The organism is Paenibacillus sp. FSL F4-0100, from assembly GCF_037993005.1.
Taxonomy (GTDB): domain Bacteria; phylum Bacillota; class Bacilli; order Paenibacillales; family Paenibacillaceae; genus Paenibacillus_AQ.
This window is the reverse complement of the sequence record NZ_CP150303.1, coordinates 3,899,771-3,916,334: the sequence shown is the minus strand read 5'-3', so window position 1 is coordinate 3,916,334 and position 16,564 is coordinate 3,899,771. Positions and strand designations below refer to the sequence as shown.

The following is a 16,564-nucleotide window of genomic DNA, read 5'->3' as shown; positions in this document are numbered from 1 at the left end:
CTTTTTTGTGAATTTTCATTATCACAACTTTTAGATGAAATAAAATTTCGAGAGGACGACAATGCAGCGCACTGCTGGTAGCGGTAGATTCATCTTGTTTTTTGCCGCCTTTGAGATTATGCTTTAATTAATTTTGCGGTGCTTGGGCGCCGCTGGCAGGCTGTTTTACTATTACAGACGATGAGGATGAGTAGATACACATATGTCAATTAATGATAATATTTTGATCAAGATCAGAGATATGAAGGACAGTCTGACACCTGTGGAGAAAATGCTCGCAGAGTACATTCTTGAAAATTTAGAGGAAATCCCTCATCTCTCGATCAAAAGCCTCGCTCAGCTGACCAAGACAAGTGATGCTTCCGTGCTCCGTTTCTGCAAGACAATGGGATACAGCGGCTACCGCAGCTTCATTGTCAGCATATCGGCTTCGCTCGGTTCTATGGATGAGGAGCAACGGCACCAGTATACGGATATTCAGCCCGGTGATGATCTGAACACGATTATCGCGAACATATCCCATAATAATATCAAATCGATAGAAGATACACTGAGTGTAATTAACAAGGATGAGATTGATCGTGCGGTCAAGGTGCTGAGGCAGTGCAAGCGGATCGTATTTTTCGGTATTGGCGCTTCAGGGCTTGTGGGGATTGATGCGGAACAGAAGTTTACGAGAATCAACAAAATGTGCCATACCTATACGGACGGCCACAGCCAGCTGACAGCCGCGACACTGCTCGAGAAGCAGGATGTTGCTATTTTCATTTCCAATTCCGGGCAGACGGTGGACATTCTGGATTCACTTGAAATTGCCAAGAAGTCGGGAGCATGTATCATCGCCATCACAAAATACAACAAGAGCGAGCTTGCAGAGAAAGCCAATATCGTGCTCAGCATCTCGACGCCGGAGCTGACGATCCGGAGCGGCGCGATGGGCTCGCGCATCGCCATGCTGACGGTAATCGACATTTTATTTGCTGGCGTCGCCAGTGCAGATTACAGAAATGTTAAAAAATATCTAACAAGAACCCACAACATTATTACTAGCAAAAACCGCAAATAAATAGGAGAAACACCGGGAGGGAATGATTCTGCCGGTGTTTTTTTATGTCTTTGTAAGAAATAAAAAATCATAAAAATATTTTATCATGAAATTTTATTTCAAAAACTATTGACCAAATTGTGAATTCTCGCTAAGATGCAATTAAGAAATTTACATAACATGGATAGGGGGATAGCCATGGATGAGTATCTGGCGGGCCTGACGACAGAAGAGATCAATGAGGAGACTCGGATGATCGACGAGTTAACAACAGAACAAATGCTGCGTCTTATGAACGAGCAGGATGCCAAGGTGCCTGACGCCGTAAAAGCTGAAATACCGCGAATTATGAAAGCGGTTGATATTTTGCACCATGTGCTCAAAAACGGTGGTAGGATGTTTTACATAGGAGCTGGGACATCCGGCCGACTTGGTGTTCTTGATGCTTCGGAATGTCCTCCTACTTTTGGTACTGACCCGTTGCTGGTGCAGGGTCATATCGCCGGTGGCGATGTGGCGCTGAGGCTGGCAGTTGAAGGTTATGAAGATAACGCAGAGGAGGGGATAGCACTCATTGAACGCTGCGGCGTGACGGACAAGGATGCAGTGGTTGGCATCACAGCCAGCGGCAGTGCACAGTTTGTGATCGCAGGACTACGGAAGGCTGGAGAGATTGGAGCAGCCACCATCGGTGTGGTTAACAACAAGAACTCTAAGGTCGAGCCGGTCTGTGATGTGTGTATCGCTCCGGTCGTGGGGCCTGAGGTCATTATGGGATCAACCCGATTAAAGGCGGGTACGGCACAAAAGCTGGTTCTGAACATGCTGACAACCTGCACCATGGTAAAGCTCGGCAAGACCTACAACAACCTGATGGTTGATTTGAAAGCGAGCAATATCAAATTGTACGACCGCTCGGTACGAATCATTAGGGCAGCTACGGGGGTAGACGACAAAACAGCTATTGCTTATTTAGAAAGCGCTTCCATGAGCAGTAAGCTGGCCATCATGATGATCAAGACAGGCCTAGACGCCGAGAAGGCGAAGCAGGTACTGAACGAGAATGAAGGAAGCTTGAAGAAGGCTTTCGCACAACTGCAGAAATCGTAAATTTGTATATTCTAAGGGAGGTTTGTGATTTTATGAAAAAGAAATTGCGTGTGTTGGCACCTGTTCTTGCTTTATCTCTTGCATTATCGGCTTGCGGCGGCGGCAGCGAGCCGAAGACCGCTGATCCGAACACCGGGTCAAACGGCGGCGGCTCAAAGGCCGAGGCCAAAGATACGATCACAGCCCTTCTTCCGCCAATCTCTCCTAACTTCCAAGACAACTTCGCTCAGATGGAAAAGGACTTTAATGCTCTTTATCCGAATCTGACCTTGAAAATCGAGCCCGCCAGCTGGGAGGATATGACTCAGAAGCTTGATACCCAGGTGAACGCAGGCAGCCCGCCTGACATCGCCTTCATCGGCTCCGGCGGTCTTTCCAAATATGTTGAGCAGGAAATGCTGATGGACATTAAGGATACCGCTACTCCTGAAATGCTTGAGGATTTTGATGCGGCTCCGCTGGAATATATGAAGCTTGGGGACGCCCTTTACGGCTTCCCGGGATATATGGAGGTTCACGCGATCGGCGGAAATAAGCAGTTCCTTGAAGAAGCCGGCATTGATTACAAAAAGGTTCAAAAAGAGGGATGGACCTATGAGGAATTCCGGGAGCAGATCAAGAAGGGTGTAGTCAAGGAAGGGGATAAAACATCCCGTTACGGCTTCGTATTCGCAACTTCTGGCGTTGCCTCCAAGGACTATCTGAACATTCTCATCAAGAACGCAGGCATGCCGCACGCTTTCGATAAAGATCTGAAGTATGCTTACACAAGCAAAAACTTCCTTGAAGTCCTGAAGGCGATCCGTCAAATGATCGACGACGGCTCCATGCCGAAAGAGCTCAGCTCCGTGGATGCTGGCAAGCGCTGGAATATGTTCCTGACCGGTCAAACGATGATTACCGGTAAAGGTCTGGCTACGTTCGAGAACTCTGCGAACAAGAACAATGAGAAGATTAAAGCGAACGACGGAAGTGCCGTTCAAGGAAGTATTCCAGTTGAGTACATCGTGCTGCCGGTTCCGACCTTTCTTGGCGAGAAGCAGCAGGCCAGCGTTGCCGTTGACGGTTATGTCGCATTCCGCGGTAAGAAAGAGCCGACTCCTGAGCATAAAGCCAATGTCGTGAAAGCTGCTCATTTCCTGGCTTCCGGTAAAGTAGCCGCTACAACGAACAATGATCTGTTCGCTGCTCATATTACAAAAAGCGGCAGAGAAGCTGCGAAGGAAATGACAATTAACAGAAATCCAGACAACGTGGCAGCAGTAGAGACCTTGCTCTCTCAAGCTACACCGGCACGTACCGACATTCCAACGGATCTCGGTGCTAAATCCATCAAGCTAGAAGACGAAGTTATGATCCCTAAACTGCAGGCCTTGATTGCCGGCGAAATCACGCCAGAACAGATGTATGATGCTGTGAAGACCGCTGCTGTTGATGCCTTCGGAGAAGATGGAATCGTAAAAGACTAATTCTTTGCACCCTTGGTGGCCGTATGCTGTGGCATGCGGCTGCCTTGGTTCTTACATGCAGGTTGTTGAACCGCGCAGTGAAAGGAGCTTTGCATAATGTCCCCAATCGCCAAACCTGTAAAAAGACGCCGGATTAAAGGTGACAGCGGATATGGCTACGCCTTTATCGCCGTTGCACTTATCGTCTTTGCGATGTTTACCGCTTACCCCGTTGTAAGTGCGTTTATCATCAGCTTTCAAAAGTATAAACCGCTAGGCTCCAATTTTATCGGATTTGAGAATTACGCTGCTACATTTGCTGACAGCCTGTTCTGGAAATCCATTAAGAACACGCTGGTTTACACGGTGCTTACCGTACCGGTCGGCCTGTTCATATCATTTGCCGTAGCGATCCTGATTCTGCCGCTGCGCAAGAAAACTCAGAGCGTGTTTAAAGCCATCTACTATTTGCCTGCAGTTGCGTCCGGCGTGGCCTTGTCCGTGGTATGGCTGTGGATTTTTGATCCGATGCCTTCCGGTATTCTTAATCAGTTACTCGGCCTGTTCGGGATCAGCAACAACAACTGGCTCGGCTCCAGCTCCACCGCGATGTTCTCTCTCGTTCTGATGTCATGGCTTTCCAGTCACGGAACGAGCATTATTATTTATCTCGCCGCCCTGCTCGGTATTGACGAGAGCTACTATGAAGCTGCTGAACTGGATGGGGCAAGCTTTCTCAAAAAGCTGTGGTATATCGTCATTCCTTGTCTGAAGCCTACGACCCTATTCCTCCTGGTTACAGGCGTTATCGGATCCTTTCAGGTATTCCAGAACGCTTACCTGATGACAGGCGGAGGGCCGGATAATGCAACAACGATGGTCGGCCTGCTTATTTTCAACAACGCCTTTAAATATTTTGAATTCGGCGAAGCAGCTGCCCAATCGCTTGTTCTGGCCTTGATCATTGCTACAATCTCATTCATTCAATTCAAATTTATGGGCAAAGAAGTGGAGTATTAAGGAGAGGAGGGCACCGATATGGCTTTATACAACAGTCACAACGGCAAGCCTGTTCGCAGACAGACACGCAATATAGCAGTTATGGTTATTCTGGTTATTTTCGCTCTGGCTACACTGTTTCCGATTTACTTCATGTTTATTTCGTCATTCGGAGATCCGGTGGAAGCAGGGGCGATGAACTATGCACTGTTTCCTACCAAAATATCGCTGGATTCCTATAAATTCTTCTTCGATTATAGTGAACATTCCGTACAGTGGCTTCTCAACTCGCTGATTGTGGCATCCGCAGTTATGGTGTCTAACGTATTCTTTGCGAGTCTGGCGGGATACGCATTCTCCAAAATCAGATTCAAGGGCAGAACGGTCCTGTTCTCCGTATTGCTCGTTTCCATGATGATTCCATATCAGGTGACACAGGTGCCTCTTTACATCCTGATCGTTAACACATTCCAGATTCAGAACACCTACGAGGCGATGATTGTTCCCGGATTAGTTACGGTGTACAACATCTTTTTGGCGAAGCAGTTTATGTCAAGCATTCCTTCAGAAGTCCTCGAGTGTGCCAAGATTGAGGGATGCAACCAGTTTCAGATTTATTTCAAAATCATACTGCCGCTATCCAAAACCGTTCTTGCCGTCATGGCAATCCTTACCTTCATGGACAGCTGGAATACCTTCTTCTGGCCTTTCCTCGTAACGAATACGATGGATATGCAGACCATACAGGTAGGGCTTAAAAACTTCCGGTTCGCCAACACAACCTATTTCGCACCGATGATGGCCGGAGCAACGATATCCGCCATTCCGATGTTCATTCTATTTTTCAGCCTGCAGAAGTACTTCCTGGAGGGGGTTACCGTTGGGGCTGTAAAAGGCTAAGAAGTAGCGAATGAACCGAATGCCGGCAACAGAACGATGAATATGAGGAAAGAGCCAAGGCTGCAGACCTCGCGGAACATAACGCCTATCTTCTTCATGTGCTCCAGCATAAAGGCAAGGTTTGACTCCGCCGTCCTGATTCATGCGGCATCAGCGGTTCTTCTTATATCCGTATTTTGCTTGCGGTGACTTTCCTGCTGGATTGTCTGCAAAATACCATATAGAGGAATTCAAGCCTGTCGGTAACACAGCATTGAGAACTGCCGGGAAGCAGGAGAAGCGATAACCCGGCTTGCCTATAATGAATCAAAATTCTTGTTTGAGCATGGAGGTGTCGCGCCGTATGCTGACGACTTGGGATCATCGTTATGCAGAAGCCGTTATCGAATTTTGGAATACGGAAGCGGTGAAGGATGGCTATAAGGAGCTTACACCTGAAAGCCTGGACCGTATATTTCTATCGAGCCCTTATTTTGATCCAGAGAATACCTTCCTCTGGATGGATGACGGCCAGGTGAAGGGCTTTGCCTGCGGATGCACGGGGGATGATCTTCCGCTGGGGCAGGTTGCAGGTTATCTGACTTGTATTGTGATAGCTGAGGAGCTGCAGAGTGACGAGATTTACTCAGAGCTGCTTAAAGCGATTGAGAATCGGTTCAGGACACTGGGAAAGAAGCAATCCGAGGTACTTTTTTTCAATCCGATGATGCTGCCCTGGTATATTCCGGATACGCCGAAGCATGAACATAACAATGCACCGGGCGTTCCGATCGGCATCAGACTTCATTCGTTCCTGGCAGCGCAGGGTTACATAGAACGGGCTACCGAATGTGCGATGTATTTGGATCTGTCCGCGTTCACCTACCTTGATGAGATGATAGCGAAAGAACAGAAGGCCGCTTCAGAGGGGTATGCCGTGGAGCTGTTTGACGCAGCAAAGCATCACGGTGTAGCCGAAATGCTTCAAGGCTTCGACAATCCGCTGTGGCAAAAGGAGATTACGGCTTCAACGGAGCAGGGAACTCCGGTTGTGATCGCCGTCAGAGACGACAAGGCAGCAGGATTCGCCGGACCCGTTATTCGTCAGGACAACGGAAGAGGATATTTTGCAGGGATCGGCGTACACCCGGACCATGAAGGTCATGGTCTTGGCAGTGTATTATTCTTCAAGCTTTGTGAGGCGTTCAAGAACATTGGCACGGACTATATGTCACTATATACAGGCAAGGACAACCCGGCCCTTCGGATCTATGAGAAGGCTGGGTTCAGAACTGTCAAATACTTTGCAGTTATGCGAAAGGAGTTATCACTATGAGCGATCAGAAATTAACGATTCTCGCCATTGGCGGGCATGTCGGCGATGCGGAGCTAACAGCAGGAGGTGTGCTAGCCCACCATTCCTTAAAGGGAGATCATATCGTAACGCTTGCCCTGACGGCTGGTGAGCGAGGTGTCCCTGCCGGGCAGGATATGGCAGAATACCGGGAGCAGAAGGTAAGGGAAGCCAAGGCTTTTGCAGACATGCTGAACGGGGAAGCCATTGTGTTGGATACGCCGGATGGTGAGCTGAAGGATGATGACGATAACCGCTGGGCTGTGTGTGATGTGATCCGCAGAGTACGGCCGAACGTGATTATTACACACTGGAAAAACAGCATGCACAAAGACCATATGACGACACACCGCATTGTGAACGATGCCCGTTTCTATGCAGGTCTGCCTTCCTTCGAGCGTGAGCTGCCAGCCTTCTTCGCCTCCACGCTGTATTATGCGGAGAATTGGGAGGATGCCGTTGACTACAAGCCTTATGTATATGTCGATTTCTCTCAAGAAGCGTTCGATCTGTGGATGAAGGCTGTATCACAGCACTGGTTCGTAACGGGCAGCAAGTCGTTCCCTTACCTTGAATATTACAAGCATCTTGCCCGTGTCCGGGGGATTGAAGCCCGTAAAGAATACGCAGAAACATTCATGATTCCCGAAGAAAGCAAGCGTGTGTTGAAGAGCGAGCTGTAAGGGAGGCTGCTATAATCCATTTGATAACATGATCTAAAGGTACAGTAATCGTTTCGCATATCAAAATCAGCATTGGTTAAGAAATGAATTTGAGAAGTTTATAAATGAATGAACACAACCTTGGTTTGCAAATCATATTTATTGGATATTTGTGTTTTTAGAAATGAGAGGAGTGATGTCTTATGGGAAGACATTTAATCGATAATAGGGCAAATAAAAATCAGGGGATAACGTATAAATAGCCCTGGAAACTACGTGAATCCCCAAGTTGAGGGGACGATTATATGAATCAACAGCCGATTAAGTTCAAGATCGACAATGTATCTTTTGAACTTCAGGATCAGCACGATTTCACATGGCTTCAATCTATTGGTACCGTTTTTTGTGTGTTTGATCAGCAAGATTCTGGTAACATCAGTTTCGGAATCGAAAAGAACGATAAAAAGCTATTTGTTAAATACGCGGGTTGTAGACCAATGGAGTTTTCCGGAAACCCTAGAGATGCAATTTCTAGGTTAAAGGTTGCCGTTCCGTTGTACAAGACCTTAGGACATCCAAATCTCATTAGTCTTATTGATCATTTTGAAACGAAAGATGGGTATGCTGCTATATTTGAATGGTTTAATGGCGAATGCCTGCATTCACATTGGTTGTTTGCCGTTCAACCAAAACATAGTCATCCTGAATCGCCTTTCTACAGGTTCAAACAGTTATCCATAGAGAAAAGGTTGCAGTCACTTGATACTATATATGAGTTCCATAAATATGTGGAGTCCAAAGGCTACATTGCGGTTGACTTCTATGATGGTAGTATTCTGTATGATTTTTCAAAGGATTTAACCAGGATCTGTGACATCGACTTCTACAGGTTGGCACCTTCTGTAAATGACATGGGAGAGAGCTTTTGGGGAGCAAGACGTTCGAAATCTCCTGAAGAGTTTATATTAGGTGCGCCTATTGATGCAAGAACGAATGTTTTCACGATGGGAGCTATCGCTTTTGGATTACTTGGTGGCGAAATGGATCATTCATTTTCAAAATGGGAAGCAAACAGATCACTTTACGAAGTCGCTTTACGAGCAGTTAGGAAAGATAGAGAACAACGATATCAAACTATTTATGATTTTAAAAATGCTTGGGATTCAGTTAAAAATTAAACTACGGACCACACACTCCAGAAACATTGTCATCTAGATCCGATCCAATCCACATGAACAGCACACAAGACTGCCGTTCGCAAAACGGCAGCCTTGTTTCAATCAGTTATATATTGTCGGGGGACATGAACAAAGTCCCATTGAAAGTCGAGCCGATTACCGATTAGATAAGCGTCTAACTATGTTTCCATGCAATTTCATTAAGGTAACGGGCAGGATTACTCACCAATCTGAATTGATTGAAGAATCGCTTGTGAAAGATACATTAAATCTGGCTTATGTGGCGTTAAGCAGACCGTGCTATTTCGCAGGTGTAGCGATGCATAAAGAAAATGTTTCGGATGAAACCATTTTGGTCGCAGCAAGACATGGTTAGAGGATCGTAAAAGTTGAAAAGGCATACGAATCCCTTTCAGAGGAGTTGTCGCATCTGACTTTACAATCCGTTAATTGATTTTGGAGAAAAACTATTTGAAGTGCATATCAAGCTGTCTATATGCCATGAGACACAATTCTAATCCGACTTATTATGTCGTTGCATCTGATAAGACCTTTAAGATAACTGTGAAAACCTAGACAGGGAAAGGCTTCAGCAGTTTTAATCGGATCTCATCGGAAAGCAGTTCTATCGCTGGCAGCGATGAGGTCAGGGGTTCGATCCCCCTAGGCTCCACCAAAATGCCGATAAACCCTTACGTAAAAAGGTTTTTTTTTGTTTCTCTCTGTACGTTTCGGTTTTTGCGTTCGTAACATTTTAGGCTTGTGTCCTCACTTCTTGAAAATTTGATTTTTTAGTCGTGGCCACACATTTGGTCACACTAAGATATTTTTTGGCGGCGTTGCGACTTTTTCGGAAGCGAGCATGCTCCGTTCAGACCTTTATGTTTCCTTAAAGCAAAACAACCGCCCTGTCCTCTGTCGAAGGCAGGGCGGTTCAATTTGTTCTGCTCCGATTACTCCGCTGAAAGGCGGTCAGAAGTTTGAAGGCGAATTATTGAATCGAACAAGCTGCTCTAATGCGTTTCTTTATGCGTCTTAAACCCGAATTATATAAAGAAATTTTTCAAACTGACGGAACCAATAGAAGGATTCGATATTCCATAACATGAAGAAAAGCCACTTCTATCTAACGAGACTCGAATAGTACTGTGTCCGAGTTTAGTGGAAAGCGCCTTGATAGTGACACCAGATATGATCGAAATGCTGGCATGCTTAGCCTTGATTCACCGTAGAAGGCCAAATGTCCACATTTGTATATGGAATGTAAACACATGTATATCGATGCTTCATTGCCCTCTACTTATAATGAAGTTGCCGCAGCAAATAGCATGGAAGGTCATGCGGGTTGCTTGTGGTAATTCAAATTACAATGGGAGGGATATTCGTGGGTTTACGGCAGAGGGTTATTTTTTTAGTTATTTTTGTTAGCGCTTTCATAACGGTGACCACCCCTTCGGAGATGTCCAATGCCGCAACAGGGAATATGGCTCTAGGGAAGACGGCTTATTCGTCGTCGAACGAAGTGGATTTTTTCGGACCTGAGAAAGCGGTCGATGGGGGCACCGAAAATGCAAGCCGCTGGTCTTCGGAAAGAACGGACGATCAGTGGTTTTACGTTGATCTGGGCGAGCCTGTAGAAATCGGAAGAGTAATCATCAACTGGCAGACTCCGGCGGAGCAATATCAAATTCTCGTATCCGACGATGCGGTATCCTGGCGGAACGTATTCGCGGACAACCGCGTGCTCGTCGCGTCCGGGCCGGGTGAAGATACGATCGATTTCGAGCCGACAGTGGCGCAATACGTCAAGTTTCAAGGGGAGACACGACGTCCTATTGAGGGCGTTTATTACGGATACTCCTTCTGGGAATTCGAGGTATACAAAGGCAGACCGCAACTGCAGCCAATAATGGACGCGGTGAAAAACAGCATCGTCGTCTCCGAAGGGGATACCCTGCTGAATCTGCCCGCTGTACCGGAAGGTTACACGCTGACGCTGGTGAACACGGACAGCTTGCCGGTGATCGACGTGCAGGGCAATTTTCATGCGCCGCTTGTCGATACTCAGGTTCAGCTGCTGCTGCAAATCCAGAGCGACAGCGATCCGACATATCTCTTAACGGATAATGCGCTAGTCACCGTACCCGGTCTCTACGAGCAGACGAGCGATCGGAACCAGGAGCCGCGCGTCATTCCTTCTTTGCGTGAGTGGCTGGGCGCAACCGGCGAGTTCCGCTTGTCGGACAAATCCAAAATCGTCATTCGTGCAGATGATGAAGCGGCTCTGCGGGGAACGGCTGACATTTTGCAGCAGGACTTATTGGATTTAACGAAGTTGTCACTGACAGTTGAGGTTGGTTCTCCTCAAGAGGGAGATATCTATTTGATGCTGGATGTCGCGCAAGCGGGATTGGGGAAAGAGGGATATGAGCTGAATATCGGCGAGTATGCTTCTGTTGCTGCGTCCGAGCAGACGGGAGTCATGTTCGGCACGAGAACGATCTTGCAGCTGCTCGGCCACGCTGCCGATCATAAGGCGATGCCTAAGGGGCAATCGCGCGATTATCCGAAATACCCAGATCGGGGCTTTATGCTCGATGTGGGCCGCAAGTTTTATACGATCGAGTTTTTGCAGGACTATGTCAAGCTGATGTCCTACTATAAGATGAACCGGTTCCAGATTCACCTGAACGATGATGTGGGCGATGTCGGTTACTTCCGTCTGGAGAGCGAGAAATTTCCGGGAGTGACGAGCAAGGACGGCTATTATACGAAGCAGCAATTCAGAGACCTGCAGCTGCTTGGGATGGAATACGGCGTAAACGTCGTGCCGGAAATTGATACGCCGGGCCACTCCGGCGCGTTCATCGCCTACGATTCTCAATTGGGCAGCAACAATCAGCTGGATATCAATCGTCCAGAGACGCTCGACTTCATTAAAGCACTCTTTGACGAGTATCTCGACGGCAGCAATCCGACCTTCGTCGGCCCGGATGTGCACGTCGGCACGGATGAATATTTCGGCGACGACAAGGAGGCGTTCCGCAGGTACGCGGATATGCTCCTTAACCACATTAACAGCAAAGGCAAACGCGCCCGTCTATGGGGCAGTCTGTCCGCATACGACGGCACGACGCCGGTCATCAACAATGCGACGATGGACATCTGGTATGAGCCGTACGGAAGCGCTCAGCAGGCCGTGGAGCTCGGCTACGATATTATCAATACCAATACGAATTTGCTCTACATCGTTCCGCAGCTGTACCGCAGCTATTTGAATTACGATTTTATTTACAACGAGTGGGAGCCTAACGATTGGCTGGAGACGAAGCTTCCTTATGCGCATCCGCAGGTCAAAGGCGGCATGTTCGCGCTCTGGAACGATGTGTCCGTAGAGAAAGGCGTATCCATGGCGGACTCGCATCAGCGGATCTTGCCTTCCATGCAAGTGCTGACGGAAAAGCTGTGGAGAGGCAACCGCATCGATCGGAACTTCGCAAGCTTCCAGGCGGATGCCGCAAGGTACGTGGACCCGCCGGGTGTTCATCAGTCACACAAGCTTCAAATCGACAATGAGCGGCATCTCGTGCTGGATTATACCTTCGACGAAGGCTTCGCGGACCGTTCGGGGAACGGCTTTGACGGCAACGCGGTGAACGCAGGCACAGAGAAGGGAATCTTCGGTCAAGCCGTGAGGCTAAACGGCGGGGCCAGCTACGTGGAAACGCCGCTTCGCACGCTTGGTTTCGGCTGGACGATGTCCATGTGGATCAAACCGGACGCTGACAACCCGCAAGGAGTTGTGCTGCTGGAATCTCCGGACGGACAGCTGAAATACAACATTGGGGGCAGCGGCAAAATCGCCATCACAAAAGAAAATTACGTCAGCGAATTCAATTATAAGCTGCCGACCGATCGCTGGACCCACGTCATTATGATCGGCGACGACACGGGGACCTCCATCTTCATTAACGGCAGTGAATATACGGCTACTCTCAAAGACGGCTCCAAGCTGGAAACATTCGTTCTGCCGGTAGCCAAAATCGGCAGCGAAACGAATGCTTTTAAAGGCTTGATTGACGAACTCATCGTAAGGAACACCTACTTGGACCTGCATGGAAATCTGGCTTTGCATAAGCAAGCTGAATCCTCGCAACCGGAATCCTCGTCCTACACGGCGGATAAAGCGGTGGACGGCAGAGGGGATACCAGATGGTCCAGCGATTGGGTGGACGATACCTGGTTCATGGTGGATCTAGGTGAAGTGAAGAACATTGATGCTGTATCTATTTTGTGGCAAACGGCTTATGGTTCGAAGTACCGCATTCTTGTGTCCGAGGACAAGGAGAACTGGATGAACGTTGTGAAAGACAACAACGGGGAGATTAACGGAAAGCCGGGTCGAGTCGTGACTACCTTCCAGAGCACGCCAGCCAGATACGTGAAGTTCGAAGGCGTGTCCAGAGCTACTATGTTCGGCTATTCCTTTGAGGAATTTGAAGTGTATGGCGAGGAATATAAACTTGGCAATCTACGGCCGATTATCGACCTGTTGACGGCTATCGAGGCCGACAAGCTTGTGGAGGACAATTACTCTCCTGAGGGCTGGGCACAGCTTCAGCAAGCGATTGGGCAAGCGACTGCGGCTATTCAAACCGCCCAGCTATCTCGTCCTGAGGCCGAACAGGCGTATGCAGGGCTGAGCGTTGCGCGTGATCGTCTAACGATCGAAGACGTAATGGGTCTGATCGAGCTTAATGTAAACGGAAGTATCGCATCCAACCTTTACCTCCCGCAGAAAGGGCAGCTCGGTACGCGCATCGTCTGGAGCAGCTCAAAACCCGACTACCTGAATGCGAATGGACAGTTGTTGAAACGTCCGTCAAGCGGGTCAGGCGACATGGAGGTCGTACTGACCGCGACGATCAGCAAGGGAGCTGCATCCGCGGAGAAAACGTTCAAGATCAAAATCAAAGCGCTGCCTGGCTCCGGCGGCGGAGGATGGGTTCCGACTCCAGTAACTCCTGATCCGGAAGAAGGCCGTAACGGCGGTTCGAATCCGGGAGGTGAAGATCCAGGCAATGGCAATGAGAACGGCAGCGGCAACGGCGGGGAGTCCGGCGGATCGACAACGGTTCGGCTGAACGATATTGCGAGCCATTGGGCAGAAGCGTCCATCAAACGGGCGGTTGAGCTTGGATTCGTAGCGGGCTACACCGACAAGACGTTCAAGCCGAATAAGACGGTCAGCAGAGACGAATTCGTCGTCATGCTGGTCAAAGCGTTGAAGCTGCAAGGTGCGAACAGTTCGCTGGACTTCGCGGACGCAGGTTCGATTCAAACCTGGGCGAAGCCTTATATTGCACAAGCCTTGGCATCCGGCCTGATCAGCGGCTATGCGGATGGGACATTCCGACCGAAGGTTTCGATTAGTCGAGCAGAACTGGCAGCAATGATTGTTCGCGGCTTGGGTCTGAAGACTGCGGAAGGGCATGAGCTCTCTTACACGGACGCGGATCAAATCCCGGCTTGGGCGAAGCCGTATGTGGCAGCAGCCCAGGAGGCGGGAGTGATGAACGGTCGCGGGGACAACCGGTTCGCGCCGGCCGCTTCGGCGACGAGAGCTGAAGCAGTGACCGTTATTCTGAATATGCTTGATGCGCTTGCGGAGTTGAAGGAACAGGAGTAGAACTAATTATGCATAGAAAGAGAGCGTGAGATTAGGTGAAAACTAGACGAAGTTTGACTGCTTTGCTGCTTGTCCCAGTCATGCTGTTATCGTTAATATCGTCTGTGAATGCGGAGGAGGCGGGCAGAGAAAGCGCCGGCTTTTATAATCTGGCCCAAGGGAAAACGTACACATGGTCGGAACAGCCGGAGGGCGCTTTCCCGGATGACGGGACGAAGCTGACGGACGGCAATGCCGCCGACCCCTCGCGTGACAGCGGCAACTGGGTGGGCCACCGCAACAAGAAATCCCGTTCGGTTGTGTTTGATCTAGGCGAGCAAAAGACGGTTCAGGAGGTGAGCGCGAGTTTCCTGCACGATTGGCCGAACAACGAAACGCTTGTGCCGCTCACCGTTTCGTTCTACGCGTCGGACGATGGGGTGAGCTGGGGTGTATTGTCTCATAATGCAACTCAGTTGTTATGGGGCGACCAGACAAATATCGAGACATTTGCATGGGACGGCAGCCCTGAAACTGGAGCTGTCAAGCGTGGTGATTATACCGAAGGACTCGTATACGCTCGGTATGTGAAAGTAGTGTTCTCCATGCATCCGAGGGCATGGAGCATGATTGACGAGGTGACGATTACCGGTGCGGATGGCTTGATCGCCGGAGCGCAGCCGGTACAGCCTGAGCCTTACGCCCTCCTGCAGACTGGAGATGCTACTGGCGGGATTCAAAACCTGGGCTTGCTGTATAACGGACACTACGCGGACGGCACGGGAAATTGGACAAAGGAACGGGCTATCCCTAATATCAGTTATGTGAACGAGCAGGGAGAGCCTGTCGATTGGCTGTTCGACGGCGTGCTATATCTGGGCTTGACATCGGATAACGGCAGAGGCTTCGGAGCGACAGAAGCGGCCGGCAAAGCCAGAAAACAGGAATGGGAATGGTATTTGGATAAAACGTTTAACGCTGGCGGCGATATGAGCGCGTTGAACGAGGCGACGGTCGAGGCAGGCGTGAAGCTTGGCGAGCCCGACCATAAAACGAAGGTTGTTCTGATGATTCCAGAACCGGGCGAGTATCAGTCCGACTTCGGCAGCATTGACGGCGAGGATCTGAACTTCGATGTAGGTGCGGTCGGCGATGCCGCATCGCTGGATAACAGGGCCAAAGCGATTCAGTGGTGGGTCAATGAAGTGCAAGCCAGATGGACGGCTGCGGGCTACTCGAACCTGGAGCTCGTCGGCATGTATTGGCTGGAGGAACAAATCAGCACGCATGCGACCGGGCCGGAGATGGTCAAGAGAGCGAGCGACATCGTTCATAACGCAGGCCTGAAGCTGTTCTGGATTCCTCATTTTATGGCCTATAAGGCATTCATGTGGAAGGATGTCGGCATTGATGCCGTATCTCTGCAGCCGAACTATTTCTTCGAGAAACTGGACCCTTCGCGTCTGGAGGATACAGCGGATATGGCGAAGCGGTACGGCATGTCACTGGAGTTGGAATTCGACGACCGGATGATCAACGACGCCGTCTTCCGCGAGCGGTTCATCGAGTACTTGAACAGCGGCGTGGATACCGGTCTGATGCAGCATGGATATAAAGCTTACTATCAAGGCAACAACGCTGTATACAACGCGGCGAAAAGCACAGACCCTGCTACCCGCGTGCTTTACGATTGGCTATACCAATTCTCTAAAGGCACTTATCAGAAGCAAGACGCTGCTCCGCCTGATGTTGTAGCGCTCATGAACGGGCAGCCAATCTCGGAGCATACGATCGTGCCTGATACGACACAGGCCGCCTTAACCTGGACCATTCCCGGAGATGACGGGAGCGGGGTTGTTAAAGTTACGGCCAAGTATGACGGCAAGCCTTATACGGAAGGAACCGTTGTAGATCTGACGGGTAAGCCGGGTAAGCATGTGCTGGAACTGACGGTGGCGGCTGCCAAATCCAAGATGGTTAAATTCGTAATAGAAGCTCGTTTGGGCGCTGAAGGCCTATTGGCTCTTGTTGATAAGTACGTGGACAACAAGCAGCTTAGCAATGCCGATACGGTACGCGCTATGCGCAACGCCTTGATCATGATGGAGCGTACGCAAGAGAGCGATCCTGAGCAAGCCAGGGACTATTTGCTGGCATTCAATGCGAAGCTGGAAGAAGCTAAAGGCCTTGAGTTGTAACGGAAGGTGCTTATACGGCGCTG

10 protein-coding genes are annotated in these 16,564 nt (G+C 49.3%); all 10 read left to right on the top strand.

The window, feature by feature from the left end; translation table 11 throughout:
• Positions 1 to 202: 202 nt before the first annotated feature.
• The 10 genes from MHH48_RS17670 (at position 203) to MHH48_RS17625 (ending at position 16,541) form a co-directional block, all read left to right on the top strand.
• Positions 203 to 1,066, top strand: coding sequence for a MurR/RpiR family transcriptional regulator (locus tag MHH48_RS17670; protein WP_076323552.1), 864 nt, complete (start codon positions 203 to 205; stop codon positions 1,064 to 1,066).
• A 177-nt stretch (positions 1,067 to 1,243) separates the two neighbouring features.
• Positions 1,244 to 2,155, top strand: a complete 912-nt coding sequence (murQ, locus tag MHH48_RS17665; protein WP_076323551.1) for an N-acetylmuramic acid 6-phosphate etherase — start codon at positions 1,244 to 1,246, stop codon at positions 2,153 to 2,155.
• A 32-nt stretch (positions 2,156 to 2,187) separates the two neighbouring features.
• Entirely contained in the window at positions 2,188 to 3,624 is a 1,437-nt protein-coding gene (locus tag MHH48_RS17660) for an extracellular solute-binding protein (protein ID WP_076323550.1), read from the top strand.
• Positions 3,625 to 3,720: 96 nt separating this feature from the next.
• On the top strand, positions 3,721 to 4,623 hold the full coding sequence (locus tag MHH48_RS17655) for a sugar ABC transporter permease (RefSeq protein WP_076323549.1): 903 nt from the start codon (positions 3,721 to 3,723) through the stop codon (positions 4,621 to 4,623).
• Between the two features lie 18 nt (positions 4,624 to 4,641).
• Positions 4,642 to 5,502: a carbohydrate ABC transporter permease gene (locus MHH48_RS17650; RefSeq protein WP_076323548.1), complete on the top strand. Its 861-nt coding sequence runs from the start codon at positions 4,642 to 4,644 to the stop codon at positions 5,500 to 5,502.
• 343 nt (positions 5,503 to 5,845) lie between these two features.
• Positions 5,846 to 6,817: a GNAT family N-acetyltransferase gene (locus tag MHH48_RS17645; RefSeq protein ID WP_076323547.1), complete on the top strand. Its 972-nt coding sequence runs from the start codon at positions 5,846 to 5,848 to the stop codon at positions 6,815 to 6,817.
• Entirely contained in the window at positions 6,814 to 7,518 is a 705-nt protein-coding gene (locus MHH48_RS17640; RefSeq protein WP_076323546.1) for a PIG-L family deacetylase, read from the top strand. Before MHH48_RS17645 ends, MHH48_RS17640 begins: the two co-directional genes overlap by 4 nt.
• 284 nt (positions 7,519 to 7,802) lie before the next feature.
• Positions 7,803 to 8,675: a serine/threonine protein kinase gene (locus MHH48_RS17635; RefSeq protein ID WP_076323545.1), complete on the top strand. Its 873-nt coding sequence runs from the start codon at positions 7,803 to 7,805 to the stop codon at positions 8,673 to 8,675.
• A 1,384-nt stretch (positions 8,676 to 10,059) separates the two neighbouring features.
• On the top strand, positions 10,060 to 14,364 hold the full coding sequence (locus MHH48_RS17630) for an S-layer homology domain-containing protein (protein ID WP_076323543.1): 4,305 nt from the start codon (positions 10,060 to 10,062) through the stop codon (positions 14,362 to 14,364).
• A 35-nt stretch (positions 14,365 to 14,399) separates the two neighbouring features.
• Positions 14,400 to 16,541 (top strand): DUF4855 domain-containing protein, encoded by a 2,142-nt coding sequence (locus MHH48_RS17625; RefSeq protein WP_256720606.1) that lies wholly within the window; start codon positions 14,400 to 14,402, stop codon positions 16,539 to 16,541.
• Positions 16,542 to 16,564: the final 23 nt, after the last annotated feature.

What these genes read in the sequence shown, in the direction of transcription:
- MHH48_RS17670 (WP_076323552.1), top strand. Translation starts at nt 203, where the DNA reads ATGTCAATTAATGATAATATTTTGATCAAGATCAGAGATATGAAGGAC.
- murQ (WP_076323551.1), top strand. Translation starts at nt 1,244, where the DNA reads ATGGATGAGTATCTGGCGGGCCTGACGACAGAAGAGATCAATGAGGAG.
- MHH48_RS17660 (WP_076323550.1), top strand. Translation starts at nt 2,188, where the DNA reads ATGAAAAAGAAATTGCGTGTGTTGGCACCTGTTCTTGCTTTATCTCTT.
- MHH48_RS17655 (WP_076323549.1), top strand. Translation starts at nt 3,721, where the DNA reads ATGTCCCCAATCGCCAAACCTGTAAAAAGACGCCGGATTAAAGGTGAC.
- MHH48_RS17650 (WP_076323548.1), top strand. Translation starts at nt 4,642, where the DNA reads ATGGCTTTATACAACAGTCACAACGGCAAGCCTGTTCGCAGACAGACA.
- MHH48_RS17645 (WP_076323547.1), top strand. Translation starts at nt 5,846, where the DNA reads ATGCTGACGACTTGGGATCATCGTTATGCAGAAGCCGTTATCGAATTT.
- MHH48_RS17640 (WP_076323546.1), top strand. Translation starts at nt 6,814, where the DNA reads ATGAGCGATCAGAAATTAACGATTCTCGCCATTGGCGGGCATGTCGGC.
- MHH48_RS17635 (WP_076323545.1), top strand. Translation starts at nt 7,803, where the DNA reads ATGAATCAACAGCCGATTAAGTTCAAGATCGACAATGTATCTTTTGAA.